Here is a 26,301-nt window from a genome sequence, read left to right on the forward strand (position 1 = left end):
CCTCCCCTCTCCCTGTGGAAGAGGGTTAGGATGAGGATATCAGGCCTCAATATCCGCCATATCGCCTTTCTCCTGCAGCCAGTTACGTCGGTCTTCTGAACGTTTCTTGGCAAGCAGCATATCCATCATGGCGTTGGTTTGCTGTTCGTCTTCGTCGCTGATAGTCAACTGCACCAGACGGCGGGTATTCGGATCCAGCGTGGTTTCGCGCAGCTGCATCGGGTTCATCTCACCCAGCCCTTTAAAGCGCTGAACGTTCGGTTTGCCCTTCTTACGCTTGAGCTGCTCCAGCACACCGGCTTTCTCTTCTTCCGTCAGCGCGTAGTAAACCTCTTTGCCGAGGTCGATACGGTACAGCGGTGGCAGCGCCACGTGGACGTGACCGTTTTTCACCAGCGTACGGAAATGCTTCACAAACAGCGCGCACAGCAGCGTGGCGATGTGCAGACCATCGGAGTCCGCATCCGCGAGGATACAGATCTTGCCATAGCGCAGCTGGCTCAGATCGTCGCTGTCCGGATCGATGCCGATCGCCACGGAGATGTCGTGTACTTCCTGCGAGGCCAGCACTTCATCCGAAGAGACTTCCCAGGTATTCAGGATCTTACCCTTGAGCGGCATGATCGCCTGATATTCACGATCGCGCGCCTGCTTGGCCGATCCCCCTGCCGAGTCCCCTTCCACGAGGAACAGCTCGGTGCGATTAAGATCCTGTGCAGTACAGTCCGCCAGCTTGCCCGGCAGCGCAGGGCCGCTGGTCAGCTTTTTACGTACGACCTTTTTCGCCGCACGCAGACGACGCTGGGCGCTGGAAATCGCCATTTCGGCCAGCATTTCCGCAGCCTGAACGTTCTGGTTCAGCCACAGGGTGAAGGCATCTTTCACCACGCCGGAAACGAACGCCGCACACTGACGTGATGACAGGCGTTCTTTGGTCTGCCCGGCAAACTGCGGATCCTGCATCTTCACGGACAGCACGTAGGCACAACGATCCCAGATGTCTTCCGCCGACAGCTTCACACCACGCGGCAGAATGTTGCGGTATTCGCAGAATTCGCGCATCGCATCCAGCAGCCCCTGACGCAGACCGTTGACGTGCGTACCGCCAAGCATGGTCGGGATCAGGTTGACGTAGCTTTCCGTCAGCAACTCACCGCCTTCCGGCAGCCACAGTAGCGCCCAGTCCACCGCTTCGGTATCACCCGAAAAATTACCGACAAACGGTTTTTCCGGCAACGTCGGCAGGCCGTTTACCGCTTCGCACAAATAGTCGTTAAGACCATCTTCGTAGCGCCAGCTCTGCTCGGTGTTGTTGACGTTATCTTTAAAGGTAATTTCCACGCCCGGGCAAAGTACCGCTTTAGCTTTCAGCAGGTGCGTCAGGCGAGAAACAGAAAAACGTGGGCTGTCGAAGAAGCTTTCGTCAGGCCAGAAGTGAACGCTGGTACCGGTGTTACGTTTTCCGCATGTACCGACGACCTGAAGCTCCTGCACCTTGTCGCCGTTTTCAAACGCGATGTTGTAAACCTGGCCGTCACGGCGAACGTTCACTTCCACGCGTTTAGACAGGGCGTTTACGACGGAAATCCCCACGCCATGCAAGCCACCGGAGAACTGGTAGTTCTTATTGGAGAACTTACCGCCCGCATGCAGACGACAGAGGATCAGCTCAACGGCCGGAACCCCCTCTTCCGGGTGGATATCCACCGGCATACCGCGACCGTCGTCAATGACTTCCAGCGACTGATCGGCATGCAGGATAACGTCAACGCGTTTGGCATGGCCTGCCAGCGCTTCGTCCACACTGTTATCAATAACTTCCTGGCCCAGGTGGTTTGGGCGCGTCGTATCGGTGTACATCCCCGGGCGGCGGCGAACCGGCTCAAGCCCGGTGAGTACCTCAATGGCATCAGCGTTATAGGTTTGCGTCATGATTTAAACTAGCAATTCGCATTGATTGTCAGAGGCTGTGCAGTCCAAGAAAATCGACAATCTGGGTGAAATGATCCTCAAAGCCCGTGAAAGCATGGTTTCCGCCCTCTTCTATAGTCTGGCGGCAGGATGCGTAATACGCCACTGCCTGGCGGTAATCCAGCACTTCATCACCCGTCTGTTGCAGCAGCCAGATGAGATCGGGCGCTTCAAGCGGGTCTACCTGCATAACTTTGAGATCGTAAATATGGCGAGACTCTAGCACATATTGTTGGCCGGTGTAGGGGTTCTCGTTCTGTCCAAGAAAGTCCCTCAGCAGCTCAAATGGCCGTACCGCCGGGTTAACCACGACAGCGGGCAGCATAAAGCATTGCGACAGCCAGGTGGCGTAATAGCCGCCCAGCGATGAGCCAACCACGCCGAAGGATTCACCGCCGTGTTCCAGAACAATAGATTCAAGCATCTCCGCCACATCTGCCGGGTAGGGCGGCAGCTGCGGAACGATCATCTCAACGTGCGGATGATGCTCGCTCAGCCACTGGCGAAGCTGTGTCGCTTTTGCGGAACGCGGTGAGCTGTTGAACCCATGAAGATAGAGAAGCGTAGACATCAATAGCCTTCTGAAGCGGTATCCGGGCGGAATTTTGCACCTGACAAACGGCACACTTCCGTGGTCAGCGAACCATCGGCGTGCAGTTCCAGCCAGCGCCAGCCCGGTGCGATAGTATCCAGGGTAAAGTTGGCGCAGTGTGGCTTAAACTGAACGCAGGTCGACGGGGTTGCAAGCAGGCGGCGACCGTTCCAGTCGAGATCCTGCTCCTGGTGAATATGTCCGCACAGCAGGTTTTTCACCCGCGGGAACTTCACCAGAACGCTGTCCAGTGCCGCAGAGTTGCGCAGACTGTGTTGATCAAGCCAGCTACAGCCCGCTGGCAGTGGGTGATGATGAAGCAACAGCAGCGTATGACGCGACGGCTCAGCGGCCAGTTTGTTTTCCAGCCAGTCGAGCTGAAACTCGCTTAACTCACCATGTGGGACACCAAATACCTGGCTGTCGAGCAGTAATATCTGCCACTGGTCACCCGCAAACACACACTTCGCCGGAGAAATTCCCGCCTCATGGAGTGAATTGTACATAGCAGGCTGGAAATCATGGTTGCCCGGCAGCCAGACGCAAGGCACGCTGAAGCTCGCGATCCCCTCAGCAAAATGCTGATAGGCCGCGGAGGATTGATCCTGCGCCAGATCGCCCGTTGCGACAATCAAATCGCATGCGCGGTTTTCGGCATGAATCGCGCTAAGTACAGCCTGATAACTCTCCCAGGTGTTCACGCCCAGCAGAGTCTCATGCTTTTCGGCAAAAAGGTGAGTATCGGTGATTTGTAATATCCTGACTGGTGCCCCACCAGCAACAGTCAGGTTCAACAGGCTTTCCAAATGGTGTCCTTAGGTAGGTTTATGACGCTAACAAACCGGAATCGCCATTGCTCCATGTGCTAAACAATATCTTAGCCAGTCGGCTAAAAACTGGTTAATTTGATGCTTTTCGTCGCGTTGATGCAACTTTTTATTCGGGTAATCATATCGCGCTTTGAAGCGAAAGATCTGCTGGCTTGAACACACTTCAGCGACCATCGCGTCGTGATAGAGACGTACCGTCATCGACGGCAGACTCCAGTAGCTAATGCTGGGAGCCGTTTGCTCAATCTCCACCAGCGTAGTGTAGCGCGTTGATTCTGTTATCGTTAACCGATACTGCGCGTTGCTCACCTGATAGCTCACCGTTTCGCCGGGTGCGTCGTTTTTCGGCAACAGGCGGCGCAATTGTGCGAAATTGGTTTCGCACAGGCGCATCATTTCTGGGAAGTCAGGTGTATAGCGCTTCATTTTTTCCACTCGTTTCGTAATGTCTGATAATGCAGTTGCAGCCATTGCAGAGCGATGACAGAGGCTGCGTTGTCGATTTTCCCCTCTTCAACCCACTGGTAAGCCTGCTCCCGGCTCACCACATGAACCCGAATATCTTCGTGTTCTTCAGCCAGACCGTGGATCCCATCCGCCGTCGTGGCGTCCACTTCGCCCACCATAATGGACAAGCGCTCACTGGTACCGCCCGGGCTTGCCAGATAGCTCAGCACCGGTTTCGTACGACCGACAACCAGCCCCGCCTCTTCCAGCGCCTCGCGGCGGGCAACGTCTTCGACCGATTCCCCCTCTTCGATCATCCCAGCCACCATCTCCAGCAGCCACGGACTTTCGCTTACGTCATAAGCGGCAATTCGAATTTGCTCAATAAGGACAACTTCATCGCGCACTGGGTCAAAGGGTAGCAAGACTGCCGCATGCCCGCGCTCAAAAATTTCGCGCCGAATTTCGCCGCTCATCCCACCGTTGAACAGGCGATGCCTGAAACGGTAAAGATCCATCGAAAAAAAACCGCGATAAAGCGTTTCTCGTGCAATAATTTCTACATCGTTTTTGGCGAATGTCACTGGCAACTTGTCTGTTTTTTGCATGAGTCGAGTCCTGGTAGCAATGGTGATGAAATTATGAATTTCAAGGCTGTTTGGCTGCCGTTTGTAAGGCTATATGGTAGATTGGTGCAAATTACCGCCAGATGGCACGTAACGCCAACCTTTTGGTGTGGAAGATTCTGTTAGAATCGGCAATTATTTTTAATTAGATCAGCGCTAATACTGCTTCACAACAAGGAATGCAAATGAAGAAATTGCTCCCCATCCTTATCGGCCTGGGCCTGACGGGCTTCAGTGCAATGAGCCAGGCAGATAACCTGTTACAGGTCTACCAGCAGGCACGTCTGGGCAACCCTGATTTACGTAAATCGGCGGCCGATCGTGATGCTGCGTTTGAAAAGATTAACGAAGCGCGTAGCCCATTGCTGCCGCAGTTAGGCTTAGGTGCAGATTATACCTACAGCAACGGTTTCCGCGATAGCAACGGCATTAACTCCAATGCCACCAGTGCATCACTGCAACTGACGCAGACGCTGTTTGATATGTCTAAATGGCGCGCACTGACGCTGCAGGAAAAGAGCGCAGGTATCCAGGATGTGACCTATCAGACCAACCAGCAAACGCTGATCCTGAACACCGCGACCGCCTACTTCAACGTGCTGAGCGCGATTGACTCGCTCTCCTATACCGAAGCGCAGAAACAGGCCATTTACCGCCAGTTAGATCAAACCACTCAGCGTTTCAACGTCGGCCTGGTGGCGATTACTGACGTCCAGAACGCCCGTTCACAGTACGACAGCGTACTGGCCAACGAAGTGACCGCGCGTAACAACCTCGACAACGCGCTGGAATCACTGCGTCAGGTCACCGGTAACTACTACCCTGAGCTGGCTTCTCTGAACGTCGACAGCTTCAAAACCGATAAGCCGCAGGCGGTAAACGCCCTGCTGAAAGAAGCGGAAAACCGTAACCTGACGCTGTTACAGGCGCGTCTGAGCCAGGATCTGGCTCGCGAGCAGATCCGTCAGGCGCAGGATGGCCACCTGCCAACCCTGAGCCTGAGCGCCTCTACCGGCGTTTCTGATACCACCTACAGCGGTTCAAAAACCAATACGGCCCAGTATGACGACAGCAACATCGGTCAGAACAAAGTGGGTCTGAACTTCTCCCTGCCGCTGTACCAGGGCGGTATGGTGAACTCCCAGGTAAAACAGGCGCAGTACAACTTTGTTGGCGCGAGCGAGCAGCTGGAAAGCGCACACCGCAACGTGGTGCAGACCGTACGCTCGTCCTTTAACAACGTGAACGCCTCTATCAGTAGCATCAACGCTTATAAACAGGCCGTTGTCTCTGCCCAAAGCTCTCTGGATGCGATGGAAGCAGGCTACTCGGTCGGTACGCGTACCATCGTTGACGTTCTGGATGCGACCACCACGCTGTACAACGCCAAGCAGCAACTCTCCAGCGCACGTTACCAGTACCTGATTAACCAGCTGAATATCAAACAAGCGCTGGGTACGCTGAACGAGCAGGATCTGCAGTCGCTGAACAGCGCACTGGGCAAGCCGATTTCGACTTCGCCTGAAAACGTTGCACCGGAGAACCCGCAGCAGGTTGCCGCCGTTGATAACTTCAACGGTAACAGCAACACCCCTGCTGCACAGCCAGCGGCAACGCGTTCCACGACGCCTGCCAGCAACGGTAATAATCCGTTCCGTCACTAAGCATTGCCTGATGGCGTTGCGCTTATCATGCCTGATTCACCGCAGGCCGGGTAAGCGCAGCGCCACCTGATGTAAAATCACACTCAAACGTAAGCCAACGTAAAGATCCCCCTGATTCAGCCCCTCTTCGCTTCATTTTCAACCACTCATCCTCTATCCTGAGCGTTATTACCACTGGGTCCAGGAAGACAAAGATGAAACGGACAAAATCCATTAATCACGCTTCGTTCCGCAAAAGCTGGAATGCGCGTCACCTTACACCTGTCGCACTGGCGATCACTGCCGTCTTTATGCTGGCGGGCTGTGAAAAAAGCGACGAAAATGTATCGCTGTATCAAAACGCGGACGACTGCTCTACCGCTACCGGTAAAACCGCAGAATGTACTACGGCTTATAACAATGCCCTGAAAGAAGCAGAACGTACCGCACCGAAATATGCCTCACGCGAAGACTGCGTAGCGGAATTCGGTGAAGGCCAGTGCCAGCAAGCACCGGCTAAAGCGGGTACCGCGCCGGAAAACCAGGCGCAGGCACAGTCCAGCGGCAGTTTCTGGATGCCGCTGATGGCAGGCTACATGATGGGTCGCCTGATGGGTGGCGGTGCAGGCTTCCAGCAGCAGCCGCTGTTCAGCTCGAAAAACCCGGCCAGCCCGGCTTACGGTCAATACACCGATGCCAGCGGCAAAGGCTACGGCGCAGCAACGCCAGGCCGTACCATGACCGTCCCTAAAACGGCAATGGCACCAAAACCGGCGACCACCAGCACCATAACCCGTGGCGGGTTCGGTGAATCTGTCGCGAAACAAACCACCATGCAACGTAGCGCGACGGGTTCCTCTACCCGCTCAATGGGTGGTTGATCATGGAACGAGTCAGTATCACCGAGCGCCCGGACTGGCGTGAAAAAGCCACCGAATACGGTTTTAACTTCCACACCATGTACGGCGAACCGTACTGGTGTGAAGATGCTTACTACAAGCTCACGATTGCTCAGGTTGAGAAACTGGAAGAGGTAACGGCAGAACTGCACCAGATGTGCCTGAAGGTGGTGGAAAAAGTCATCGACAGCGACGCACTGATGGCGAAGTTCCGCATTCCAAAACACACCTGGAGCTTTGTGCGCCAGTCGTGGAAAACCAGCCAGCCATCGCTTTACTCGCGTCTGGATCTGGCGTGGGACGGCGTGGGTGAACCTAAGCTCTTAGAAAACAACGCCGATACGCCAACCTCGTTGTACGAAGCGGCGTTCTTCCAGTGGATCTGGCTGGAAGACCAGGTCAATGCCGGGAACCTGCCGGAAGGCAGCGACCAGTTCAACAGCCTGCAGGAAAAGCTGATTGAGCGTTTCGCTGAGCTGCGTGAACAGCACGGTTTTAACCTGCTGCATCTTGCCTGCTGCCGCGACACGGAAGAAGACCGTGGAACGGTTCAGTATTTGCAGGACTGCGCAGCCGAAGCGGAAGTGGCGACCGAGTTCCTTTATATCGAAGATATCGGTCTGGGTGAGAAAGGCCAGTTCACCGATCTGCAGGATCAGGTGATCAGCAACCTGTTCAAACTCTACCCGTGGGAATACATGCTGCGCGAAATGTTCTCCACCAAGCTGGAAGATGCGGGCGTGCGCTGGCTGGAACCTGCCTGGAAGAGCATTATCTCCAACAAAGCTCTGCTGCCGATGCTGTGGGAGATGTTCCCGAACCACCCGAATCTGCTGCCTGCATACTTTGCGGAAGACGACCATCCGCAAATGGAGAAATACGTTATTAAGCCGATTTTCTCCCGTGAAGGGGCGAACGTGTCGATTATCGAAAACGGCAAAACGCTGGAAGCGGCCGAAGGGCCTTACGGCGAAGAAGGGATGATCGTCCAGGAATTTTATCAACTGCCGAAGTTTGGCGACAGCTACACGCTGATTGGTAGCTGGCTTATCAACGATCAACCCGCCGGGATTGGTATTCGTGAAGACAGAGCGCTGATCACCCAGGATCTGTCACGATTCTATCCACATATTTTCGTAGAGTAGAGTGCAGCCCGATGCTCTCACCCCGCCCCTCTTCCACAGGAAGAGGGAGCAAGCACGACAAACGGTAACCTCTGGTTGCCGTTTTGCTTTGATTACCCTATCTGCACCGACAGCATACTCAAACTGCCCATTTCAATGCCATCAACCGGAAGGGTAATCGGTTCCTGGCCGTCCCACGCGCCTAAGACATACAGCAGAGGCAGGAAGTGATCCGGCGTTGGGTTGGAGAGCGACCCCCCTTCACTTTCCATGTAGTTCACCAGCGGGTGCTGTTCAACCGGGCCTTGCCAGGTCAGATTGGCTTTTACATAGTCGTTAAAGGATGTCGCCCACGGGTACGGTGTGTTTTCGCCGTGCCAGCGTGCCGTGCGCAGGTTATGCACCACGTTACCGCTTGCGACCAGCATAATACCTTCATCACGAAGGCTGGCCAGTTTACGCCCCATCTCCATGTGCCAGGCTGCCGGTTTGGTGCTGTCGATGCTCAGCTGCACCATCGGGATATCAGCATCCGGGTACATTTTAATCAGCACACCCCACGAGCCGTGGTCAAAACCCCACGCTTCTTTATCCAGTGTGACCGGAACAGGTGCCAGCAGATCCACCAGCTGTTGCGCCAGCTCCGGAGAGCCAGGAGCAGGGTAATGCGTGTCGTACAGTGCCTGCGGGAAACCACCGAAATCATGAATGGTTTTCGGGGCTTCCATCGCGGTGACGCCAGTACCACGCGTGAACCAGTGTGCAGAAACCACCACAATCGCTTTCGGGCGCGGCAACGTCTCACCCAGATGACGCCAGGCGCGGGTATAAACGTTATCTTCCAGAACGTTCATTGGGCTGCCGTGGCCTAAAAACAGTGCAGGCATACGTGAAGAAGTCATGGCGATATCCTTACAGAAGGTGTCAATTTAATGGTGCTACATTACGCGTAATCTGGCGAGGATGAACGCAGATAACCGTGATGATCATCATCAGGAAATTTGAATGTAAGGAATGTGTAAAGCATAACAACCTCACTCGCTTTGGCCGCAATGAATCATTAATATAAATGAGAATTATTATCATAAGGAAAAATGCATGTCAGTCCCCTTGATCCTGACCCTATTTGCAGGTGCCGCGACCTTCCTTGGTGCATTCCTCGGTGTACTCGGCCAGAAGCCGTCTAACCGTGTGCTGGCTTTCTCGCTCGGCTTTGCCGCCGGGATCATGCTGCTTATCTCTTTGATGGAAATGCTGCCTGCCGCATTGGGCACAGAAGGGATGTCGCCTGTTCTGGGTTACGGCATGTTTGTGTTTGGACTGCTGGGCTACTTTGCTCTCGACCGAATGCTGCCCCACGCACACCCACAGGATTTGATGCAGAAAAACATCACGCCGTTACCGGGCAGTATTAAGCGAACCGCTATTCTGCTGACGCTTGGCATCAGCCTGCATAATTTCCCGGAGGGCGTTGCCACCTACGTGACCGCCAGTAATAACCTTGAGCTGGGTTTTGGTATCGCGCTGGCAGTAGCCTTACACAATATTCCTGAAGGACTGGCCGTTGCCGGACCGGTATATGCAGCCACAGGGTCGAAACGCACTGCCGTATTCTGGGCGGGGATCTCAGGACTGGCCGAAATTCTTGGTGGTGTCCTGGCCTGGCTGATCCTCGGTAGTCTGGTTTCGCCTGTCGTGATGGCCGCTATTATGGCCGCGGTGGCAGGTATCATGGTCGCACTGTCCGTGGATGAGTTAATGCCGCTGGCAAAAGAGATCGATCCGAATAACAACCCGAGCTACGGCGTTCTGTGCGGGATGTCGGTGATGGGGTTGAGTCTGGTATTGCTACAGGCAGCGGGCATCGGATAAAAGAACGCCGGGATATCCCGGCGTTTTACTGTCAGCTGGCTTTGCGCTCGTGCGCCTGGCGGTACTCCACCAGATCTTCAATTGTCACCACCGGCATATTGTGCAGGCGGGCAAAAGTGATGCACTCTGGCGCACGTGCCATCGTACCGTCATCGTTGGTCAGCTCACACAGCACACCTGCTGGTTTGAAGCCTGCCAGCGTGACCAGGTCGATGGTCGCTTCGGTGTGGCCGCCGCGAGTCAGTACACCACCCGCTTGCGCGCGCAGCGGGAAGACATGGCCAGGGCGGTGCAGGTCGGATGGTTTCGCACCATCGGCAATCGCTGCACGCACGGTGGTCAGACGGTCAGCCGCAGACACACCGGTCGTCACGCCATGCGCAGCTTCGATGGTCACGGTAAAACCTGTACCAAAGGCGCTGGTGTTGTTTTCAACCATCATTGGCAGGTCGAGCTGCTTGCGACGGTCTTCGTTAATACACAGGCATACGATGCCGCTGCCATGACGAATGGTCAGCGCCATCTGCTCAACGGTCATGTTTTCGGCGGCGAAAATCATGTCGCCTTCGTTTTCACGGTTTTCATCGTCAAGCACCATTACACCGCGGCCTTCGCGCAGTGCATCCAGTGCATGTTCAATACGTTGAGTTGACGTGCCAAAAGAGGAAAGTAGCGTCTGATTCATGGTAAAAAAAACCTCATTAAATTTATGGTTACCAGAATCAGGGCAGTCTTAGGAGCGCCGTATAAGCGGCAAAAAAATAACGTGAGCGGGCCCATGCCCGACTGGATCGTTACTCTCTCCCATCCGGACTCTAACCGTCGGCCCCGGAATTACACCGGATCTGCTGACCTTTGAGTTTTCACCCAAAGCGCTCGCGGGCTTTCAGCAAGACGCTGATTTACCGCCGGTGGGGAATTTCGCCCCGCCCTGAGAATAAGCGAGATAACTATAACGCTATTGATTACCCTGGGCAATGCATAAGCATCAAACAATTTTGTTTAACCCACGCCATGACGCGCTACAATGGGCACTAACACCTTTTGATCAAGGGAAGCCACAATGATTGACCCAAAAAAAATTGAGCAAATTGCGCGTCAGGTTCATGAATCCATGCCGAAAGGCATTCGTGAATTTGGTGATGACGTTGAGAAGAAAATCCGCCAGACGCTGCAGGCACAGCTGGTTCGCCTTGATTTAGTCAGCCGTGAAGAATTTGATGTGCAAACGCAGGTTCTGCTGCGCACCCGCGAAAAACTGGCGCTGCTGGAACAGCGTCTGACCGAGCTGGAAAACCGCAATGCACCGGAAGACGTGAAACCGGCACCAGCGATCCCGCCGGTGGATGACCAGGAGTAAGGTAAATGCAAAACGGTAACCGAGGTTGCCGTTTTTAGTGTTTGCTCCCTCTCCCACTGGGAGAGGGTTGGGGTGAGGGCATCAGCCCGCACAGATTACTGACTGTCTTTCTGGATCTTCTTAATGATGTTGGTGGTAGAACACCCGTCCTCAAAGTTGAGCACCATCACTTCACCGCCGTTAGCCCAGACCTCTTCGCTACCGGCAATTTGCTCTGGTTTGTAATCGCCACCTTTCACCAGCAGGTCTGGCAAGATACCGGCTATCAAACGCTGTGGAGTATCTTCTTCAAACGACACGACCCAGTCCACGGCTTCCAGCGCACCGAGCACAATCATACGCTGCTCCAGCGGGTTCACCGGGCGCGTTTCGCCTTTCAGGCGTTTCGTTGACGCATCGCTGTTCACCGCCACAATCAGGCGATCGCCCAGCTTGCGCGCATTCGCCAGATAAGAGACGTGGCCCGCGTGCAAAATGTCGAACACACCGTTGGTCATCACCACTTTCTCACCACGCTTGCGCGCAGCAGCAACGGCCGCTTTCAGCTCGTCTTCGCTCATCACGCCAAACCCGGTATCCGCACGACCGCGCACCGCGTTTTCCAGCTCGATAGGCGAAACGGTTGAAGTACCAAGTTTACCGACCACCACACCTGCAGCGGCGTTGGCGAAGTAACACGCTTCTTCAAGAGAGTTGCCTGCCGCCAGCGTTGCCGCCAGCACGCCAATCACCGTATCACCGGCACCGGTCACGTCGTAGACTTCCTGCGCCTGGGTTGGCATATGCAGTGGGGCTTTGCCCGGCTGCAACAGCGTCATCCCCTGCTCGGAACGGGTCACCAGCAGTGCAGAAAGTTCGAAATCAGCGATGATTTTCATGCCGCGTTCAACCAGCTCTTGCTCGGTTTTACACTTACCCGCCACCGCTTCAAACTCAGAGAGGTTTGGCGTCAGCAGCGTTGCACCACGATAGCGCTCAAAGTCCGTGCCTTTCGGGTCGATCAGCACCGGTACATTGGCTTTACGCGCCAGCTGGATCATCGTCTGCACGCTCGCCAGCGCGCCTTTGGCATAGTCGGACAGCACCAGCGCACCGATACCGCCCAGAGCCTGATTGATACGCTCGTGCAGCGGCTCAGGATCAACGCCTTCAAACCCTTCTTCAAAGTCGAGGCGGATCAGTTGCTGGTTACGCGACAGCACGCGCAGCTTGGTGATCGTCGGGTGTGTCGGAACAGAAACGAAGTCGCACTTCACGTTCACGTCCGCCAGCGACTTGCTCAGCGCACGCGCCGCATCATCGATGCCGGTCAGGCCCACCAGACGCGAATGTGCGCCCAGAGAGGCAATGTTCATCGCCACGTTTGCCGCGCCGCCAGGACGCTCTTCAATGGTGTCGACCTTAACCACCGGTACCGGTGCTTCCGGGGAGATGCGGCTGGTCGGCCCATACCAGTAGCGATCCAGCATCACATCACCGACAACCATAACTCCAGCACGTTCAAACTCTGGCAGTGTTACTTTCATTCCTGACTCCAGAAAGATTCACAATTTGCGCGCGATAATATCACACTTGTTTTGTTACGCACGGTTCCACCAGCCACTTCTGCCAGCTTGTCGTCACCTGAGCGCGCTCATCGGCAAAGCAGTCAAGCGCCACATGGCCCGGCTGTTCCTGTAAGGCCAGATGATGCAACTCATCACGCAGCGTGGTGTAGGCGCGCGTTAAGGACTGCGCTTCCTGCTCATCCATAATGTCGTTTTGTGCGAGCAGCTCCAGAATGCGCACGTTATCAGACCAGCGAATGAGCTTCGGCTTCTCGTGTGCATGACGCAGCACCAGATACTGGGTGATGAACTCAATATCCGTAATACCACCCTCATCGGCTTTAATATCAAAGCGATCGCGATGCTTATTCCCCAAATGCGCACGCATCTTCTCACGCATCTCACGCACTTCGGTTTGCAGCGTACTGCCGTCACGTACGATGGTCATCACGTCCCGGCGGATCGCATCAAACTGGGTTTTCAGCAGCGGGTCGCCATACACCACGCGGGCGCGCACCAGCGCCTGATGCTCCCACGTCCAGGCCTCATTTTTCTGGTAATCCGCAAACGAGTCCGTTGAAGTAACCAACATTCCTGCCGCGCCGGACGGACGCAAACGCGCATCCACTTCGTACAAAATGCCCGATGACGTGCGGGTGCTGAACAGGTGCATAATGCGCTGGGCCAGACGCAGGTAGAACTGACGCCCGTCTATTTCACGTTCGCCATCGGTCATCACGTCCACCGGGCAATCGTGCAGGAAAATAAGGTCAAGATCAGAGCTATACCCCAGCTCCCAGCCGCCGAGCTTGCCGTAACCGACAACCGCAAAGCCACGGCCTTCGCGATCGGCCAGGTGTTTCGGCTGGCCGTAACGCGCCACCATCTGCACCCACGCCTGATGCACCACCGCGTCGATGATCGCTTCGGCAAGCCATGTTAAGTGATCGCTCACTTTCATCACCGGCAACGTACCAGCGATATCTGCCGCCGCCACGCGCAGCATTTGCGCCTGTTTAAACTGACGCAGCGCTTCCAGCTGTTGTTCTTCGTCCTCTTCCGGCACGCGCAGCAGATACTGACGCAATTCGTCACGGTAGGCATCCGTCGCCGTCGGCTGATAAAGCGTATTCGGATCAAGCAGTTCGTCCAGCAGCAGCGGATAACGCGCCAGCTTGTTGGCGACCATCGGCGAGGCGGCGCAGAGAGTAATCAGGTGCTTCAGTGCGCCGGGAAACTCGCTCAGTAGCTCAAGATAGGTCGTACGCGTGATGATGCCGCTCAACAGCGGCATCATGCGCGACAGCGGTACCGGCGCATCCGCCCGCGAGCAGACCTCGCTCAGCAGATACGGCATCAGGTGATCCAGCACCTGGCGGCCACGCGGGCCAATGGCGCGCTTGTTCAGTTCGAGACGGAAATCGGCGATCAGCGACAACACCCGGTGGCGGTCGTCATCGCTCAGGTGCGCCAGCACTGGCGTGGTGTCATCTTCCTGAAGTGCGTCCTGCCACAGCTCGCGCCAGTGTTCAGACAGCGTATCATCCTGCGATTCACTTTCGTCGTCGCCAATCAGCTCGTTAAAGATACGGCGCACGCCCGCCATGTGGGCATCCAGCCGTTCGGTCAATGCCGTCCAGTCACCCACACGCATCCCCCAGGCCAGACGCGCCCGATTCAGGTCATCGCCCGGCAGAGTCTGGGTTTGTTCATCGTTGATGCTTTGCAGCAGGTTTTCCAGACGACGCAGGAAGAGATAAGCCTCGCGCAGGGTTTGCGCGTCGCCTGCCGGTAGCAGGTGCAGTTGCTCAATGGCAGAGAGCGTCGGGAGCAAGGAACGGGACTGCAAAGACGGTTCACGTCCTCCACGGATCAGCTGGAAGACCTGCACGATAAATTCAATTTCACGGATGCCGCCCGCACCAAGCTTGATGTTATCTTTCAGACCACGACGGCGCACCTCACGGGCAATCATCCCCTTCATGTTACGCAGGGACTGGATCACACTGAAATCGATGTAGCGACGGAACACGAACGGACGCAGCATGGCGCGCAGCTCGTTGGCGTAAGCATCGTCACCGTCACCCATGATCCGCGCTTTGACCATCGCATAGCGCTCCCAGTCGCGTCCCTGCTCCTGGTAATAATCTTCCAGCGCGGCAAAGCTCAGCACCAGCGGGCCGCTATCGCCAAACGGACGTAAACGCATGTCCACACGATAGACAAAACCGTCCTGTGTCGGCTGATCCAGCGCCTTAATAAGACGCTGGCCGAGACGGGTAAAGAACTGGGCATTGTCCAGTTCACGACGACCACCACGCGTGGAGCCGTTCTCCGGCCAGGCAAAAATCAGGTCGATATCAGAGGAGAAATTCAGCTCGCAGCCGCCCAGCTTGCCCATCCCCAGGATCAACAGCGGCTGAGGAACCCCCTCTTCGTTGCACGGCGTCCCCCACTCTTTACAACAGGCCGCGTAAAGCCAGTCCCGCGCGGCGACGATCAACGTCTGCGCCAGCTCGCTCAACTGCAGAAGCGTGCTTTCTTCGCTGACCCGCTCCAGCGCCTGAGCCCAGGCAATACGCACCATCACCCGACGACGGAACTGGCGCAAAACGCGCATCAGCGCAGCTTCCTCCGCCACATCTGCAAGCGCGGTTTGCAACCAGCTGGCATAATGCCGCCACTCTTCCGCCTGCGGCGGTGAGTTCTCAAGCTCCGCCAGCCAGTCAGGGTTGGCGGTGAGACTTTCCTGCACAAAATCACTAAAAGTGAGCATGCTTCTGGCCTGCTCGCTTAACGATGACGCCGGTAATGACTCAGGCAGACGTTCGCAAACGGTCTGCCACTGCTGCTGTAACTGCGAAGAAAGCGGCATTATAGGGGTTCCTTGCCAGAGTTAACGTTTTCCGCTGTGCAGCCAGAACGGCTCCTGCGAAATAGCCACGTTGCGGAAATGCTCAATCTCAATATGCTGACGGGTTTCGATGGCATGTTTCAGCCCCTGCCAGTTTTCCAGCCAGGCCTGCGTTTTTGCTCTGTCATAAGCCCCGGAAAGCAGCAACATGCTGTCGATATTACGCGCCAGACGGGGAAGCTGATCGCCATACTGGTCGCCCAGTGGATACGCAAAAGTGGTCTTCAACTCGGCGGCATGGCGTGAAAGATGGGTATCCGCAAAACGTTTGAAGTTTTCCGCAATTTTGGTCTGCGCTTTTGCATCCAGGAAACTGCGCCAGCCGCGCGTCACCAGAAACTCAGTCAGCGACAGTTTTGCCGCAGCGGTTTGCGGGCTGTAGATAGCCGTTTGCGCCGACACGTCAGAAAGCATCAACGTCTCGGTTTGCGTCAGCAGATCACGTAAGTGAGCGCTCGCTTTACGCGGGACAATGCCGCCGAAAAGCGCCAGGGTATGACGCACCAGCCCGATAGCCGCCAGCACGTGAGACTTTGCATTTTTCACATTTCGCGCCCACAGTTCTTCATGGTATTGCCACTGAGTGAGCGCCAGCTCCAGCGCCGCTTCCATACCCTGTTCAACACTGGCTTTCGGAGCGACGTGTAAAATGGTCGTCTCTTTCAGTAAACGTGGCGCATCTCCGGCCGCCAGGTGGTAGCCACGCGCGGCTTTGCTCAGGCTACCCTGACGCAAACCGGACTGGTTCACCAGCTTGTGTGCCAGCTTCAGCACGTCGTTCACATCACCGTCCACCAGCTCAAGCTCCAGCTCGCAAAGGGGTTCCTGGTATTCACCTGCCTTCACGTCACCCAGATCCAGGGCAATCTCAATGCGACTTTTGCCTTCATTGACCAGCCATTTCTCGCGCCAGAAATCGGTGCTGAACAGCGGCTGCACCTGCCCGGATAACGCTTCCGGCAGTTGGCCCTCAGGCCAAACTTCTGCCGGGAAACGGTCCAGTTCAAGTTCTGGCTTACTGATGTCGATATTGTATTCCGGGCGCTGATGTAAACCGCCCACCACGCGACCGGCAATTTTCATCGTCATCTCGTAGCGCCCGTTCGCGCCACGGATGCGCAGCCCCATATCATGACGGCGCAGCCAGTTGTCTGGTGTTTCATAATAGATGTTCAGCAGTTGTACCGGTTCATGGTGCTCGCCGGAAAGCGTGTGCAAATGTTGACGAAGCGCGTCAACGCTGTCTTTTTCGACGATAAACTTTAATTCGATTTCTTGAGCCATAGCCTTGTACTTATGCAGGCGTCACAGACGCGTCAATGAGGGCGAACTTCCTCGCCATTTGTTTGTCAGTACATAGTATTTTGCGCCAAATTGCCACGCAATGAGCAATTTGACGGGCGTAAATGTTTGACACCGTGACACAGATGATTCTGATTGCTGACGAATGCTTTGCGTAGAGACACTGTTGCCACTACTATCGTTCCACTATTCATGAAAATAACGACTAATGATGCTTAAATTACGCCTGATTGGACTTACTTTACTCGCTTTTAGCGCCGCAACTGCGGTACACGCTGAAGAGAAACGTTACGTTTCTGATGAACTGAACACCTGGGTACGCAGCGGCCCTGGAGATAATTATCGCCTCGTGGGTACGGTTAATGCCGGCGAGGAAGTGGTGCTATTACAGACCAATGCGGACACCAATTACGGGCAGGTTCGCGACAGCAGTGGTCGTACGTCCTGGATCCCACTGAAAGAGCTGAGCAATGTGCCAAGCCTGCGTACCCGCGTGCCGGATTTGGAAAATCAGGTGAAAACCCTGACCGACAAGCTCAATAACATTGACGGCACCTGGAACCAGCGCACCGCAGAAATGCAGCAAAAAGTGTCACAGAGCGACAGCGTGATTAGCAACCTGAAAGACGAAAACCAGAAACTGAAGAACGAGCTGATCGTCGCGCAGAAGAAAGTGAATGCTGCCAACCTGCAGCTCGATGACAAACAGCGCACCATCATCATGCAGTGGTTTATGTATGGCGGCGGCGTGCTGGGCGTCGGCCTGGTGCTGGGCCTGGTTCTGCCACACCTGATCCCAAGCCGTAAGCGTAAAGACCGCTGGATGAACTAATTCGTCTTCTTTGCCAGACTTACGTATTATCCTGGAAAAGAGAAAACAGGAGTGTCGGGCGTGAAGAGTTATCTGGTCGGTGGTGCGGTACGTGATGCGTTGTTAGGTCTGCCGGTCAAAGATAAGGACTGGGTTGTGGTTGGAGCCACGCCCGCAGAGATGCTCGACGCGGGTTACCAGCAGGTAGGTCGCGATTTTCCCGTGTTTCTGCACCCGCAAAGCCGTGAAGAGTACGCCCTGGCGCGTACCGAACGGAAATCCGGCTCAGGCTATACCGGCTTCACCTGTTATGCCGCACCGGACGTCACGCTGGAGCAAGATCTCCTGCGCCGCGATCTCACCATTAACGCGCTGGCGCAGGACAATCAGGGCCATATTATCGACGCTTATGGCGGCCAGGACGATTTGCGTAACCGCATTTTACGTCACGTCTCCCCGGCGTTTTCTGAAGATCCGCTACGCGTGCTGCGCGTGGCGCGTTTTGCTGCACGCTATGCCCATCTGAGCTTCCGCATCGCCGATGAAACAATGGCGCTAATGACTGCGATGACCAATGCGGGCGAGCTGGAACACCTGACGCCAGAACGCGTCTGGAAAGAGACGGAAAATGCCCTGACCACCCGCAACCCGCAGGTCTTTTTCCAGGTGCTTCGCGACTGTGGCGCACTGAAGGTTCTTTTCCCGGAAATCGATAATCTGTTTGGCGTCCCGGCTCCGGCAAAGTGGCACCCGGAAATTGATACTGGCGTTCATACCCTGATGACGTTGAGTATGGCCGCGATGCTCAGCCCGGAGGTTGATGTTCGTTTTGCCACCCTGTGCCACGATCTCGGCAAAGGGTTAACGCCAAAAGCATTCTGGCCGCGCCATCACGGTCACGGCCCGGCTGGCGTGAAGCTGGTAGAAGGTCTTTGCCAGCGTCTGCGCGTACCTAACGAGATCCGCGACCTGGCAAAACTGGTGGCAGAATTCCATGACCTGATCCACACCTTCCCGATCCTGAAACCGGCCACCATCGTGAAATTGTTCGACAACATCGACGCCTGGCGTAAACCGCAGCGCGTGGAGCAGATCGCGCTCACCAGCGAGGCTGACGTTCGTGGGCGAACCGGGTTTGAAGCCTGTGATTATCCGCAAGGTCGTTTGCTGCGCGAGGCGTGGAACGTCGCCAAAGCGGTGCCAACCAAAGACGTCGTGGAAGCCGGGTTCAAAGGGCCGGAGATTCGGGAAGAGCTGACAAAACGGCGGATTCAGGCAGTAGCGGACTGGAAAGAACAGCGTTGCCCTCAGCCAAAAGACTGAGGGCAACCGGTCAGAAGAAGACCACGTAAACGGCAGCCGCCACGATAAAGCGATAGATCGCAAACGGAATAAACGAGATACGCTTGATCAACTGCAGGAAGGTTTTAATGGCAATCAGCGCCACAATAAACGCGGTGATGAAGCCCACGGCGAACATCGGAATATCACCCGTCGTCAGGAAGCCAATGCTTTTATAGACGTCGAGTGCGGTTGCGCCCATCATCATCGGCACGGCCAGCAGGAAGGAAAACTCCGACGCGGCATAGCGGCTCACGCCCATCAACATCCCGCCAGAAATCGTAGCTCCTGAGCGCGAGAAGCCCGGCCACAGGGCCAGACACTGGAAGCAACCAATGATGAATGCCTGACGGTAGGTCATATCGTCCAGGCCTTCTGCGCGAGGGACTTTAGGTTTCAGCACTTCTGCCGCAATCAGCAGGAAGCCGCCGACAACCAGCGCATACATCACGTTAATCGGGTTAAACAGCGATTTGATGGTGTCGTGGAAAACCAGCCCCAGCACCACCGCCGGGATCATCCCCAGCAGGATATGGATCAGCGACAAGCGACCTTTACCCAAACCTTCATGCTCTGGCGGACGACCAAAGTGGATACCAATCAGGCCAAACAGACGACGCCAGAACATCACAACCACGGCCAGAATAGACCCCAACTGAATAACGACTTCAAACGTCTTTGCCGTATCACCTTCAAAGCCCAGAAGATGGCCAACGATAATCATATGGCCCGTGCTGGAGACAGGTAAAAACTCCGTCAATCCTTCGACCACACCCAGTATTGCCGCCACCAGCAGCGAGTGTATATCGCTCATCTATAAACCCCTAAAAAGATATAAAAAAAACGGTGTACCACTAAGGCAACCGTGAAAGATACAAGCCTTAAGACCAATATAGCCGAAAATGGTTTAGCTATTATGACGTTGGATATTCCCTTTCAGATTTTTGCCACGCTCAATGATAACGCCGACGTTAGTCGCACGCGCCACGGCCCCCGGTTTGCTCAGCTTGATACGCACCCACGGTGAGTTGAACCGGCTCAGCAGCAGCTCTGCCACCTCCTCAGCCACGCGCTCCACCAGGGCAAAACGCTGTCCTTCAACGTGGTTAACCACCGTTTCGCTGATATCGGCATAGCTCAGACAATCATTCACGTCATCGCTTTTCGCTGACGTGCGGTTATCCCAGCCCATTTCGATATCGAACACGAGCTTCTGTTCAATGGTCTGTTCCCAGTCGTAAACACCAATAGTGGTGATTACCGAAAGTTGCTCTATAAATACTATATCCATCACGACCTGCCTGCTTTTTGGCTAAACCGGATACCACTTCCGGCGAATTATGCGTATTATCCACAGATGCTGAAAATACAGATACATTTTCAAAACGGAACAGCGTTATGAGTGCAATCGCGCCTGGAATGATCTTCCTCGCTTACCTTTGCGGCTCAATCTCCAGCGCCATTCTGGTCTGCCGTATCGCCGGGTTACCTGATCCACGCGAAAACGGTTCCGGGAACCCCGGAGCGACCAATGTACTACGAATTGGCGGCAAGGGAGCAGCCGTAGCGGTTTTGGTTTTTGATGTACTGAAAGGGATGCTACCCGTCTGGGGCGCATATGCGCTGGGCGTCACGCCGTTCTGGCTGGGGCTGATTGCTATCGCCGCCTGTGTTGGCCATATCTGGCCCGTATTCTTCGGCTTTAAAGGCGGCAAAGGCGTCGCCACCGCATTTGGTGCCATTGCACCTATCGGCTGGGATCTCACCGGCGTTATGGCAGGCACCTGGCTGTTAACCATTTTACTGAGCGGCTATTCTTCGCTGGGCGCGATTGTCAGCGCGCTGATTGCGCCGTTTTACGTCTGGTGGTTCAAACCCCAGTTTACCTTCCCGGTGTCGATGCTCTCCTGCCTGATCCTGCTGCGTCACCACGATAATATTCAGCGCCTGTGGCGTCGTCAGGAAACCAAAATCTGGACGAAGCTCAAGAGAAAGAAAAAAGAGCCTGAATAACCACACGCCCTCACAATGCCCGGCTGCGCTGACCTTGCGCGGGCCGGTCTTTCCCTCGCATTTTATCCATAAGCGACTCATATGACAGCCTTCATTTCTGCCAGGGCATACTGAAACGTAACCCGTACGCGCGCAGATGGATGCAGCATGTTAGCAACTCAGGTCACTGATAACTCTTACAAAGGCTGGCAGGCATCGCTTACCCTGCAATTTTGTCATACCCCTGAGAAAACCCTCCTGCACTCCGCTCACCACGTCGGGCCTCTTACCGTCCAGCGTCCGTTTTATCCCGAAGGTGATACCTGCCATCTTTATCTCCTGCACCCACCCGGCGGGATTGTCGGCGGTGATACGCTGGATATCTCCGTTCACCTGGAAGCCAAAAGCCATACGCTTATCACCATGCCCGGTGCCAGTAAGTTTTACCGCAGCAATGGCCCACAGGCATGTCTGAACCAGCACTTTTACCTCGGCAAAGAGGCAACGCTGGAGTGGCTGCCGCAGGACACTATTCTCTTTCCCGGCGCGAACGCAGCCTTACGCTCCGTTTTTCACCTGGAGGCGTCCAGCACGCTGTTGGCCTGGGAATTGTACTGTCTGGGTCGCCCGGTGATTAACGAAACCTTCAGCCACGGTACGCTCGAAAGCCGCCTTGAGGTGTGGGTCGACGGTGAGCCGCGCTTAATTGAACGTCAACATCTCAGCGACGGCAATCTCGCCCCCGTTGCCGGGCAGCCGTGGGTGGGCACACTGTTGTTCTATCCCGCCACGGAAAATCACCTTGAGGTGGTACGCGAACGGCTTGCGCCGCTGCATACCTTTGCCGGCGCGACACTCACCGAAGGTCTGCTGTCGGTGCGGTTTCTCTCCCACGATAACCTGATTTGTCAGCGGGTGATGCGCGATATCTGGCAGTCGCTTCGCCCGCTCTTAACCCCCAAAACCGCCTGTTCGCCCCGTATCTGGCAGACATAAGAGAAACGTTATGGAACTGACCCCCAGAGAAAAAGACAAGCTGTTGTTATTTACCGCTGCGCTGGTTGCCGAACGCCGCCTTGCGCGCGGGGTAAAGCTCAATTACCCGGAATCCGTCGCGCTGATCAGCGCCTTTATTATGGAAGGCGCACGCGATGGTGAAACCGTCGCCTCGTTAATGGAAGCGGGTCGCCACGTCCTGACGCGCACACAGGTGATGGAGGGCGTACCGGAGATGATCCCCGACATTCAGGTGGAAGCCACCTTCCCGGACGGATCAAAGCTCGTCACCGTTCACAACCCGATCGTATAAGGAGCTGACGATGATCCCTGGTGAATACCAGATCCAGCCCGGAAATATTGCGCTTAATGTCGGACGGGAAACCCGGAGCGCGATCGTCGAAAACCACGGTGACAGGCCGATCCAGGTGGGATCGCACTACCACTTTTATGAGGTCAATCCGGCGCTGAAATTCGACAGAGAAGCCACCAAAGGCTACCGGCTGAACATCCCGGCGGGGACTGCCGTACGTTTCGAGCCCGGCCAGAAGCGCGAGGTCACACTGGTTCGGGTTGCGGGTGCGCAATGCATTTTCGGTTTTCGCGCTGAAGTCATGGGGGAGGTGAAAAATGGCTGATATTTCACGCCAGGCCTACGCCGACATGTTCGGCCCAACCACCGGGGATAAAGTGCGCCTGGCCGACAGTGAACTGTGGATCGAAGTCGAAAACGATCTCACGGTCTACGGCGAAGAGGTCAAATTCGGCGGTGGGAAAGTGATCCGTGACGGTATGGGCCAGGGGCAGATGACAGCTGATGACTGTGTGGATCTGGTGCTCACCAACGCGCTGATTGTCGATCACTGGGGGATCGTAAAAGCCGATATCGGCGTGAAGAACGGCAGGATCTTCGCCGTCGGCAAAGCCGGTAACCCGGACATTCAGCCCGGCGTGACGATCCCGATTGGTGCCGCGACGGAGGTGATCGCCGCCGAAGGGAAGATCGTTACCGCGGGCGGGATCGACACCCACATCCACTGGATCTGCCCGCAGCAGGCGGAAGAGGCGCTCGTCTCCGGCGTCACCACCATGATCGGCGGCGGTACCGGGCCTGCGGCAGGCACTCACGCCACCACCTGCACGCCGGGGCCGTGGTATATCGCCCGCATGCTGCAGGCCGCCGACACGCTGCCGGTGAATATCGGTTTGCTCGGCAAAGGTAACGGCTCAAACCCTGATGCCCTGCGCGAGCAAATTACAGCTGGCGCAATCGGGCTGAAGATCCACGAGGACTGGGGCGCAACGCCTGCGGCGATCAACTGTTCGCTGGAGGTGGCGGAAGAGATGGATATTCAGGTGGCGCTGCACAGCGACACGCTGAACGAGTCCGGTTTTGTTGAAGACACGCTGGCGGCCATTGGCGGGCGCACCATCCACACGTTCCACACTGAAGGGGCGGGTGGCGGACATGCGCCGGACATCATCACCGCCTGTGCGCATCCCAATATTCTGCCCTCCTCCACCAACCCGACGCTGCCCTACACGGTGAACACCATCGACGAGCATCTCGACATGCTGATGGTTTGCCACCACCTCGACCCGGATATCGCCGAAGACGTGGCTTTTGCCGAATCCCGTATTCGTCGGGAAACCATCGCCGCCGAAGATGTACTGCACGATATTGGCGCGTTCTCGCTCACCTCGTCCGACTCCCAGGCAATGGGACGCGTAGGCGAAGTGATAATCCGCACCTGGCAGGTGGCACACCGCATGAAAGTCCAGCGTGGCGCGCTGCCGGAAGAAACTGGCGATAACGATAACTTCCGCGTGAAGCGCTACGTCGCAAAATACACCATCAACCCGGCCCTGACCCACGGTATCGCCCATGAAGTCGGTTCCATTGAAGCCGGAAAACTGGCGGATCTGGTGGTCTGGTCACCCGTATTCTTTGGCGTAAAACCCGCCACCATTGTGAAAGGCGGAATGATCGCCTGTGCGCCGATGGGCGATATCAACGCATCTATCCCCACGCCGCAGCCGGTGCATTACCGCCCGATGTTTGGCGCACTGGGTGCGACACGGCATGCCACCCGCCTGACGTTTGTCTCGCAGGCAGCCGCAACCCATGGCATCCCGCAGCAGCTCAATCTGCAAAGCGCGACCGCAGTGGTGAAAGGCTGCCGGACGGTGAAAAAGGCCGACATGATCCACAACAGTTTGCAGCCCAACATCACCGTTGATTCGCAAACCTATGAGGTCCGTGTCGACGGTGAATTGATTACCAGCGAGCCGGCAGAGATCCTGCCGATGGCCCAGCGCTATTTCCTGTTTTGAGGAGGAACGATGATCTACCTGACCCAACGCCTTGACCACGCCCACCGCATCACCGCCAGCGTCACACTCCCCATTGATGTGCGGGTGAAAAGCCGTGCCCGTGTCGCGCTGAACGATGGCCGCGATGCCGGGCTGATGCTGCCACGCGGTTTGCTGCTGCGCGGCGGAGACCTGCTCACCACCGAAGATGGTAGCGAGGTCATTGAAGTGATCGCCGCACCAGAGTCGGTATCAGTCGTGCAATGCTCAGATCCCTTCCTGCTCGCCCGCGCCTGCTATCACCTGGGTAACCGCCACGTCCCGCTGCAGATCATGCCCGGTGAGTTGCGCTATCACCACGATCACGTCCTCGACGACATGCTGCGTCAGTTCGGGCTGGAGGTCACATACGCCACGCTGCCGTTTGAACCGGAAGCGGGTGCATACACCAGCGATGCCCACAGCCACAGCCATTCGCACGCTCATTCACACTAAGGATCCCATCATGCGCAAATATTTACCTCTGTTATTGCTGGCCTTCTCCCTTCCGGCGCTCGCCCACCCAGGACATGGAGCCGACAGCTTTCAGGCCGGTTTTTTCCACCCGCTGACCGGCCTTGATCACCTGCTGATGCTGACCGGTGCAGGCGTGCTTTCCGCCCTGAGCGGACGCAAGCTGTTACTGCCTTTTACCACCCTCGGCATGATGCTGGCAGGTGCCATTGCGGGCAGCCTTTTCGGCGGTTTTAGCGGCATGGAGATGCTGATTATCGCTTCGCTGGCGGTGTGTGGCGTGATGATGTTTAAAACCGAAAACCGTCTGCTGCTGGTCGTGCCTGCGCTGGCGATGTTCCACGGCTGGGCACACGGCGTGGAGATGTCTGGTCACAACTTCTGGCTCTTCACCACCGGGTTTATGTTTGCCAGCGCCACGGTACTATGCGCCAGTTTCGCCGCAGGGTTACTGCTGCGCCGTCACGACGGTCTGCGTAAAACCTTCGGCGGCGGGCTGATTGTCTCCGCCCTGCTGGTGCTGATGAGCTAATGGAGCACAGCCGCCAGTGGTTACGCCTGATGCAGCTTTCCAGCAGCAGCCTGCCGGTCGGGTCGTTTACCTGGTCGCAGGGGCTGGAGTGGGCTGTTGAAGCGGGTTGGGTAGCCAGTGTCGAGGCATTCAGACACTGGCAAATTCAGCAGATGGAGCAGAGCTTTTTCTGCGTCGATCTGCCGCTGTTTATGCGTCTGTACCGGGCCTGCGAGCAGCAGGATCTGACGGCAGCAAAACGCTGGGCGGCATACCTTCTCGCCTGCCGGGAAACGCGTGAACTGCGCGAAGAAGAACGTAATCGCGGTGCTGCATTTACCCGCCTGGTCAAAAGCTGGGAGCCGGACTATCCGGCAGCGTGGCAGCCGTTGTTTATGCAAAGCCAGCTCTGCGGCATGGCGTGGCTCGGCGTACGCTGGGGCATTGGCGCTCGCGAGCTGGCACTGAGCCTGGGCTATAGCTGGATTGAAAGCGCAGTGATGGCAGGCGTCAAGCTGGTGCCGTTCGGACAACAGGCCGCACAACAGCTGATTATTACCCTGAGCGACCATTTCGCTGAAGGGCTTGATGCGGCGCTGTCACGCAGCGATGACGAGCTGGGCGCAGCCACGCCACTTTCGGCCATCGCCTCTGCGCGACACGAAACACAATATTCACGATTATTCCGTTCCTGAGG

General features: G+C 56.1%; 27 protein-coding genes and 1 riboswitch. Of the genes, 15 read left to right on the top strand and 12 right to left on the bottom strand.

Annotated features, from left to right (window positions below):
* Positions 1–39: 39 nt before the first annotated feature.
* The 5 genes from parE to nudF are packed head-to-tail and all read right to left on the bottom strand — an operon-like array spanning position 40 to position 4,448.
* On the bottom strand, positions 40–1,932 hold the full coding sequence (gene parE, locus ACJ9N4_RS05840; RefSeq protein ID WP_182272653.1) for a DNA topoisomerase IV subunit B: 1,893 nt from the start codon (positions 1,930–1,932) through the stop codon (positions 40–42).
* Positions 1,933–1,960: 28 nt separating this feature from the next.
* Positions 1,961–2,542 (bottom strand): esterase YqiA, encoded by a 582-nt coding sequence (gene yqiA, locus ACJ9N4_RS05845; protein WP_182272654.1) that lies wholly within the window; start codon positions 2,540–2,542, stop codon positions 1,961–1,963.
* Positions 2,542–3,369 (bottom strand): 3',5'-cyclic-AMP phosphodiesterase, encoded by an 828-nt coding sequence (gene cpdA, locus ACJ9N4_RS05850; RefSeq protein WP_182272655.1) that lies wholly within the window; start codon positions 3,367–3,369, stop codon positions 2,542–2,544. Before cpdA ends, yqiA begins: the two co-directional genes overlap by 1 nt.
* Before the next feature lie 27 nt (positions 3,370–3,396).
* Positions 3,397–3,819 (bottom strand): DUF1249 family protein, encoded by a 423-nt coding sequence (locus ACJ9N4_RS05855; RefSeq protein WP_014833293.1) that lies wholly within the window; start codon positions 3,817–3,819, stop codon positions 3,397–3,399.
* Positions 3,816–4,448, bottom strand: coding sequence for an ADP-ribose diphosphatase (nudF, locus tag ACJ9N4_RS05860; protein WP_182272656.1), 633 nt, complete (start codon positions 4,446–4,448; stop codon positions 3,816–3,818). Before nudF ends, ACJ9N4_RS05855 begins: the two co-directional genes overlap by 4 nt.
* Before the next feature lie 203 nt (positions 4,449–4,651).
* On the opposite strand from nudF, the gene tolC reads away from it, so the two are divergent.
* From tolC to ACJ9N4_RS05875, 3 genes are all read left to right on the top strand, one after another.
* On the top strand, positions 4,652–6,130 hold the full coding sequence (gene tolC / locus ACJ9N4_RS05865) for an outer membrane channel protein TolC (RefSeq protein WP_182272657.1): 1,479 nt from the start codon (positions 4,652–4,654) through the stop codon (positions 6,128–6,130).
* A 194-nt stretch (positions 6,131–6,324) separates the two neighbouring features.
* Positions 6,325–6,990, top strand: coding sequence for a DUF1190 family protein (locus tag ACJ9N4_RS05870; RefSeq protein ID WP_182918962.1), 666 nt, complete (start codon positions 6,325–6,327; stop codon positions 6,988–6,990).
* Between the two features lie 2 nt (positions 6,991–6,992).
* The gene (locus ACJ9N4_RS05875) at positions 6,993–8,153 is read left to right on the top strand and encodes a glutathionylspermidine synthase family protein (protein ID WP_182272659.1); all 1,161 of its coding nucleotides are present in this window, start codon (positions 6,993–6,995) and stop codon (positions 8,151–8,153) included.
* Positions 8,154–8,245: 92 nt separating this feature from the next.
* On the opposite strand, the gene ygiD is transcribed toward ACJ9N4_RS05875, so the two are convergent.
* Entirely contained in the window at positions 8,246–9,034 is a 789-nt protein-coding gene (gene ygiD / locus ACJ9N4_RS05880; RefSeq protein WP_182918963.1) for a 4,5-DOPA dioxygenase extradiol, read from the bottom strand.
* Positions 9,035–9,230: 196 nt separating this feature from the next.
* Here ygiD and zupT point away from each other — a divergent pair, with 196 nt between their 5' ends.
* A complete protein-coding gene (zupT, locus tag ACJ9N4_RS05885; RefSeq protein WP_182918964.1) occupies positions 9,231–10,004 on the top strand; it encodes a zinc transporter ZupT in 774 nt (257 codons plus the stop codon).
* 31 nt (positions 10,005–10,035) lie between these two features.
* On the opposite strand, the gene ribB is transcribed toward zupT, so the two are convergent.
* On the bottom strand, positions 10,036–10,689 hold the full coding sequence (gene ribB / locus ACJ9N4_RS05890) for a 3,4-dihydroxy-2-butanone-4-phosphate synthase (RefSeq protein ID WP_182918965.1): 654 nt from the start codon (positions 10,687–10,689) through the stop codon (positions 10,036–10,038).
* A gap of 107 nt (positions 10,690–10,796) precedes the next feature.
* Positions 10,797–10,947, bottom strand: a riboswitch (FMN riboswitch).
* 120 nt (positions 10,948–11,067) lie between these two features.
* On the opposite strand from ribB, the gene ubiK reads away from it, so the two are divergent.
* Positions 11,068–11,364: a ubiquinone biosynthesis accessory factor UbiK gene (gene ubiK / locus ACJ9N4_RS05895; RefSeq protein WP_182272663.1), complete on the top strand. Its 297-nt coding sequence runs from the start codon at positions 11,068–11,070 to the stop codon at positions 11,362–11,364.
* Positions 11,365–11,459: 95 nt separating this feature from the next.
* On the opposite strand, the gene hldE is transcribed toward ubiK, so the two are convergent.
* From hldE to ACJ9N4_RS05910, 3 genes are read right to left on the bottom strand one after another with little or no spacing between them, the layout of a single operon-like run.
* Complete coding sequence (hldE, locus tag ACJ9N4_RS05900; RefSeq protein ID WP_182272664.1) at positions 11,460–12,890, bottom strand: bifunctional D-glycero-beta-D-manno-heptose-7-phosphate kinase/D-glycero-beta-D-manno-heptose 1-phosphate adenylyltransferase HldE; 1,431 nt, start codon at positions 12,888–12,890, stop codon at positions 11,460–11,462.
* Positions 12,891–12,930: 40 nt separating this feature from the next.
* On the bottom strand, positions 12,931–15,786 hold the full coding sequence (gene glnE / locus ACJ9N4_RS05905) for a bifunctional [glutamate--ammonia ligase]-adenylyl-L-tyrosine phosphorylase/[glutamate--ammonia-ligase] adenylyltransferase (RefSeq protein WP_182272665.1): 2,856 nt from the start codon (positions 15,784–15,786) through the stop codon (positions 12,931–12,933).
* Between the two features lie 21 nt (positions 15,787–15,807).
* Positions 15,808–17,109 (bottom strand): inorganic triphosphatase, encoded by a 1,302-nt coding sequence (locus ACJ9N4_RS05910; RefSeq protein ID WP_411500322.1) that lies wholly within the window; start codon positions 17,107–17,109, stop codon positions 15,808–15,810.
* 229 nt (positions 17,110–17,338) lie between these two features.
* Between ACJ9N4_RS05910 and ACJ9N4_RS05915 the strand changes: the two genes are divergently transcribed.
* Positions 17,339–17,959 (top strand): TIGR04211 family SH3 domain-containing protein, encoded by a 621-nt coding sequence (locus tag ACJ9N4_RS05915; protein WP_182274574.1) that lies wholly within the window; start codon positions 17,339–17,341, stop codon positions 17,957–17,959.
* Positions 17,960–18,019: 60 nt separating this feature from the next.
* Positions 18,020–19,261 (top strand): multifunctional CCA addition/repair protein, encoded by a 1,242-nt coding sequence (locus ACJ9N4_RS05920; RefSeq protein ID WP_182272667.1) that lies wholly within the window; start codon positions 18,020–18,022, stop codon positions 19,259–19,261.
* 10 nt (positions 19,262–19,271) lie between these two features.
* Here the strand turns inward: ACJ9N4_RS05920 and bacA are convergent, their stop codons facing one another.
* On the bottom strand, positions 19,272–20,093 hold the full coding sequence (gene bacA / locus ACJ9N4_RS05925; protein ID WP_182272668.1) for an undecaprenyl-diphosphate phosphatase: 822 nt from the start codon (positions 20,091–20,093) through the stop codon (positions 19,272–19,274).
* Between the two features lie 93 nt (positions 20,094–20,186).
* Complete coding sequence (gene folB / locus ACJ9N4_RS05930) at positions 20,187–20,570, bottom strand: bifunctional dihydroneopterin aldolase/7,8-dihydroneopterin epimerase (protein ID WP_182272669.1); 384 nt, start codon at positions 20,568–20,570, stop codon at positions 20,187–20,189.
* A gap of 107 nt (positions 20,571–20,677) precedes the next feature.
* Here folB and plsY point away from each other — a divergent pair, with 107 nt between their 5' ends.
* The 8 genes from plsY to ACJ9N4_RS05970 all read left to right on the top strand — a co-directional run bounded on the left by plsY (position 20,678) and on the right by ACJ9N4_RS05970 (position 26,299).
* Positions 20,678–21,292, top strand: coding sequence for a glycerol-3-phosphate 1-O-acyltransferase PlsY (gene plsY / locus ACJ9N4_RS05935; protein WP_182272670.1), 615 nt, complete (start codon positions 20,678–20,680; stop codon positions 21,290–21,292).
* Between the two features lie 147 nt (positions 21,293–21,439).
* Positions 21,440–22,267 carry an urease accessory protein UreD gene (locus ACJ9N4_RS05940; protein ID WP_182918968.1) on the top strand — a complete coding sequence of 276 codons (828 nt, stop codon included), beginning with the start codon at positions 21,440–21,442 and terminating at the stop codon, positions 22,265–22,267.
* A 10-nt stretch (positions 22,268–22,277) separates the two neighbouring features.
* The gene (locus tag ACJ9N4_RS05945) at positions 22,278–22,580 is read left to right on the top strand and encodes an urease subunit gamma (RefSeq protein WP_182272672.1); all 303 of its coding nucleotides are present in this window, start codon (positions 22,278–22,280) and stop codon (positions 22,578–22,580) included.
* A gap of 10 nt (positions 22,581–22,590) precedes the next feature.
* A complete protein-coding gene (locus ACJ9N4_RS05950; RefSeq protein WP_182272673.1) occupies positions 22,591–22,905 on the top strand; it encodes an urease subunit beta in 315 nt (104 codons plus the stop codon).
* Positions 22,898–24,601 (top strand): urease subunit alpha, encoded by a 1,704-nt coding sequence (ureC, locus tag ACJ9N4_RS05955; protein WP_182918969.1) that lies wholly within the window; start codon positions 22,898–22,900, stop codon positions 24,599–24,601. Before ACJ9N4_RS05950 ends, ureC begins: the two co-directional genes overlap by 8 nt.
* A gap of 9 nt (positions 24,602–24,610) precedes the next feature.
* Complete coding sequence (gene ureE / locus ACJ9N4_RS05960; protein ID WP_182272675.1) at positions 24,611–25,075, top strand: urease accessory protein UreE; 465 nt, start codon at positions 24,611–24,613, stop codon at positions 25,073–25,075.
* Positions 25,076–25,085: 10 nt separating this feature from the next.
* Positions 25,086–25,625, top strand: coding sequence for a HupE/UreJ family protein (locus tag ACJ9N4_RS05965; RefSeq protein WP_182918970.1), 540 nt, complete (start codon positions 25,086–25,088; stop codon positions 25,623–25,625).
* A complete protein-coding gene (locus tag ACJ9N4_RS05970; RefSeq protein ID WP_182918971.1) occupies positions 25,625–26,299 on the top strand; it encodes an urease accessory protein UreF in 675 nt (224 codons plus the stop codon). Before ACJ9N4_RS05965 ends, ACJ9N4_RS05970 begins: the two co-directional genes overlap by 1 nt.
* The last annotated feature ends 2 nt before the right edge of the window (positions 26,300–26,301 follow it).

The organism is Enterobacter sp. LM3, assembly GCF_046622475.1.
In the GTDB taxonomy this organism is placed as follows: Bacteria; Pseudomonadota; Gammaproteobacteria; order Enterobacterales; family Enterobacteriaceae; genus Enterobacter; species Enterobacter cloacae_P.

Excerpts from the sequence above, each read along its gene's own strand:
- ACJ9N4_RS05915 (WP_182274574.1), top strand. The coding sequence starts at position 17,339 with ATGCTTAAATTACGCCTGATTGGACTTACTTTACTCGCTTTTAGCGCC.
- hldE (WP_182272664.1), bottom strand. The coding sequence starts at position 12,890 with ATGAAAGTAACACTGCCAGAGTTTGAACGTGCTGGAGTTATGGTTGTC.
- zupT (WP_182918964.1), top strand. The coding sequence starts at position 9,231 with ATGTCAGTCCCCTTGATCCTGACCCTATTTGCAGGTGCCGCGACCTTC.
- ureE (WP_182272675.1), top strand. The coding sequence starts at position 24,611 with ATGATCTACCTGACCCAACGCCTTGACCACGCCCACCGCATCACCGCC.
- plsY (WP_182272670.1), top strand. The coding sequence starts at position 20,678 with ATGAGTGCAATCGCGCCTGGAATGATCTTCCTCGCTTACCTTTGCGGC.
- ACJ9N4_RS05910 (WP_411500322.1), bottom strand. The coding sequence starts at position 17,109 with ATGGCTCAAGAAATCGAATTAAAGTTTATCGTCGAAAAAGACAGCGTT.
- yqiA (WP_182272654.1), bottom strand. The coding sequence starts at position 2,542 with ATGTCTACGCTTCTCTATCTTCATGGGTTCAACAGCTCACCGCGTTCC.
- ACJ9N4_RS05950 (WP_182272673.1), top strand. The coding sequence starts at position 22,591 with ATGATCCCTGGTGAATACCAGATCCAGCCCGGAAATATTGCGCTTAAT.
- ACJ9N4_RS05945 (WP_182272672.1), top strand. The coding sequence starts at position 22,278 with ATGGAACTGACCCCCAGAGAAAAAGACAAGCTGTTGTTATTTACCGCT.
- folB (WP_182272669.1), bottom strand. The coding sequence starts at position 20,570 with ATGGATATAGTATTTATAGAGCAACTTTCGGTAATCACCACTATTGGT.
- ureC (WP_182918969.1), top strand. The coding sequence starts at position 22,898 with ATGGCTGATATTTCACGCCAGGCCTACGCCGACATGTTCGGCCCAACC.
- ACJ9N4_RS05940 (WP_182918968.1), top strand. The coding sequence starts at position 21,440 with ATGTTAGCAACTCAGGTCACTGATAACTCTTACAAAGGCTGGCAGGCA.
- ubiK (WP_182272663.1), top strand. The coding sequence starts at position 11,068 with ATGATTGACCCAAAAAAAATTGAGCAAATTGCGCGTCAGGTTCATGAA.
- ACJ9N4_RS05875 (WP_182272659.1), top strand. The coding sequence starts at position 6,993 with ATGGAACGAGTCAGTATCACCGAGCGCCCGGACTGGCGTGAAAAAGCC.
- parE (WP_182272653.1), bottom strand. The coding sequence starts at position 1,932 with ATGACGCAAACCTATAACGCTGATGCCATTGAGGTACTCACCGGGCTT.
- ACJ9N4_RS05870 (WP_182918962.1), top strand. The coding sequence starts at position 6,325 with ATGAAACGGACAAAATCCATTAATCACGCTTCGTTCCGCAAAAGCTGG.
- ygiD (WP_182918963.1), bottom strand. The coding sequence starts at position 9,034 with ATGACTTCTTCACGTATGCCTGCACTGTTTTTAGGCCACGGCAGCCCA.
- ribB (WP_182918965.1), bottom strand. The coding sequence starts at position 10,689 with ATGAATCAGACGCTACTTTCCTCTTTTGGCACGTCAACTCAACGTATT.
- nudF (WP_182272656.1), bottom strand. The coding sequence starts at position 4,448 with ATGCAAAAAACAGACAAGTTGCCAGTGACATTCGCCAAAAACGATGTA.
- bacA (WP_182272668.1), bottom strand. The coding sequence starts at position 20,093 with ATGAGCGATATACACTCGCTGCTGGTGGCGGCAATACTGGGTGTGGTC.
- ACJ9N4_RS05855 (WP_014833293.1), bottom strand. The coding sequence starts at position 3,819 with ATGAAGCGCTATACACCTGACTTCCCAGAAATGATGCGCCTGTGCGAA.
- ACJ9N4_RS05970 (WP_182918971.1), top strand. The coding sequence starts at position 25,625 with ATGGAGCACAGCCGCCAGTGGTTACGCCTGATGCAGCTTTCCAGCAGC.
- ACJ9N4_RS05965 (WP_182918970.1), top strand. The coding sequence starts at position 25,086 with ATGCGCAAATATTTACCTCTGTTATTGCTGGCCTTCTCCCTTCCGGCG.
- tolC (WP_182272657.1), top strand. The coding sequence starts at position 4,652 with ATGAAGAAATTGCTCCCCATCCTTATCGGCCTGGGCCTGACGGGCTTC.
- glnE (WP_182272665.1), bottom strand. The coding sequence starts at position 15,786 with ATGCCGCTTTCTTCGCAGTTACAGCAGCAGTGGCAGACCGTTTGCGAA.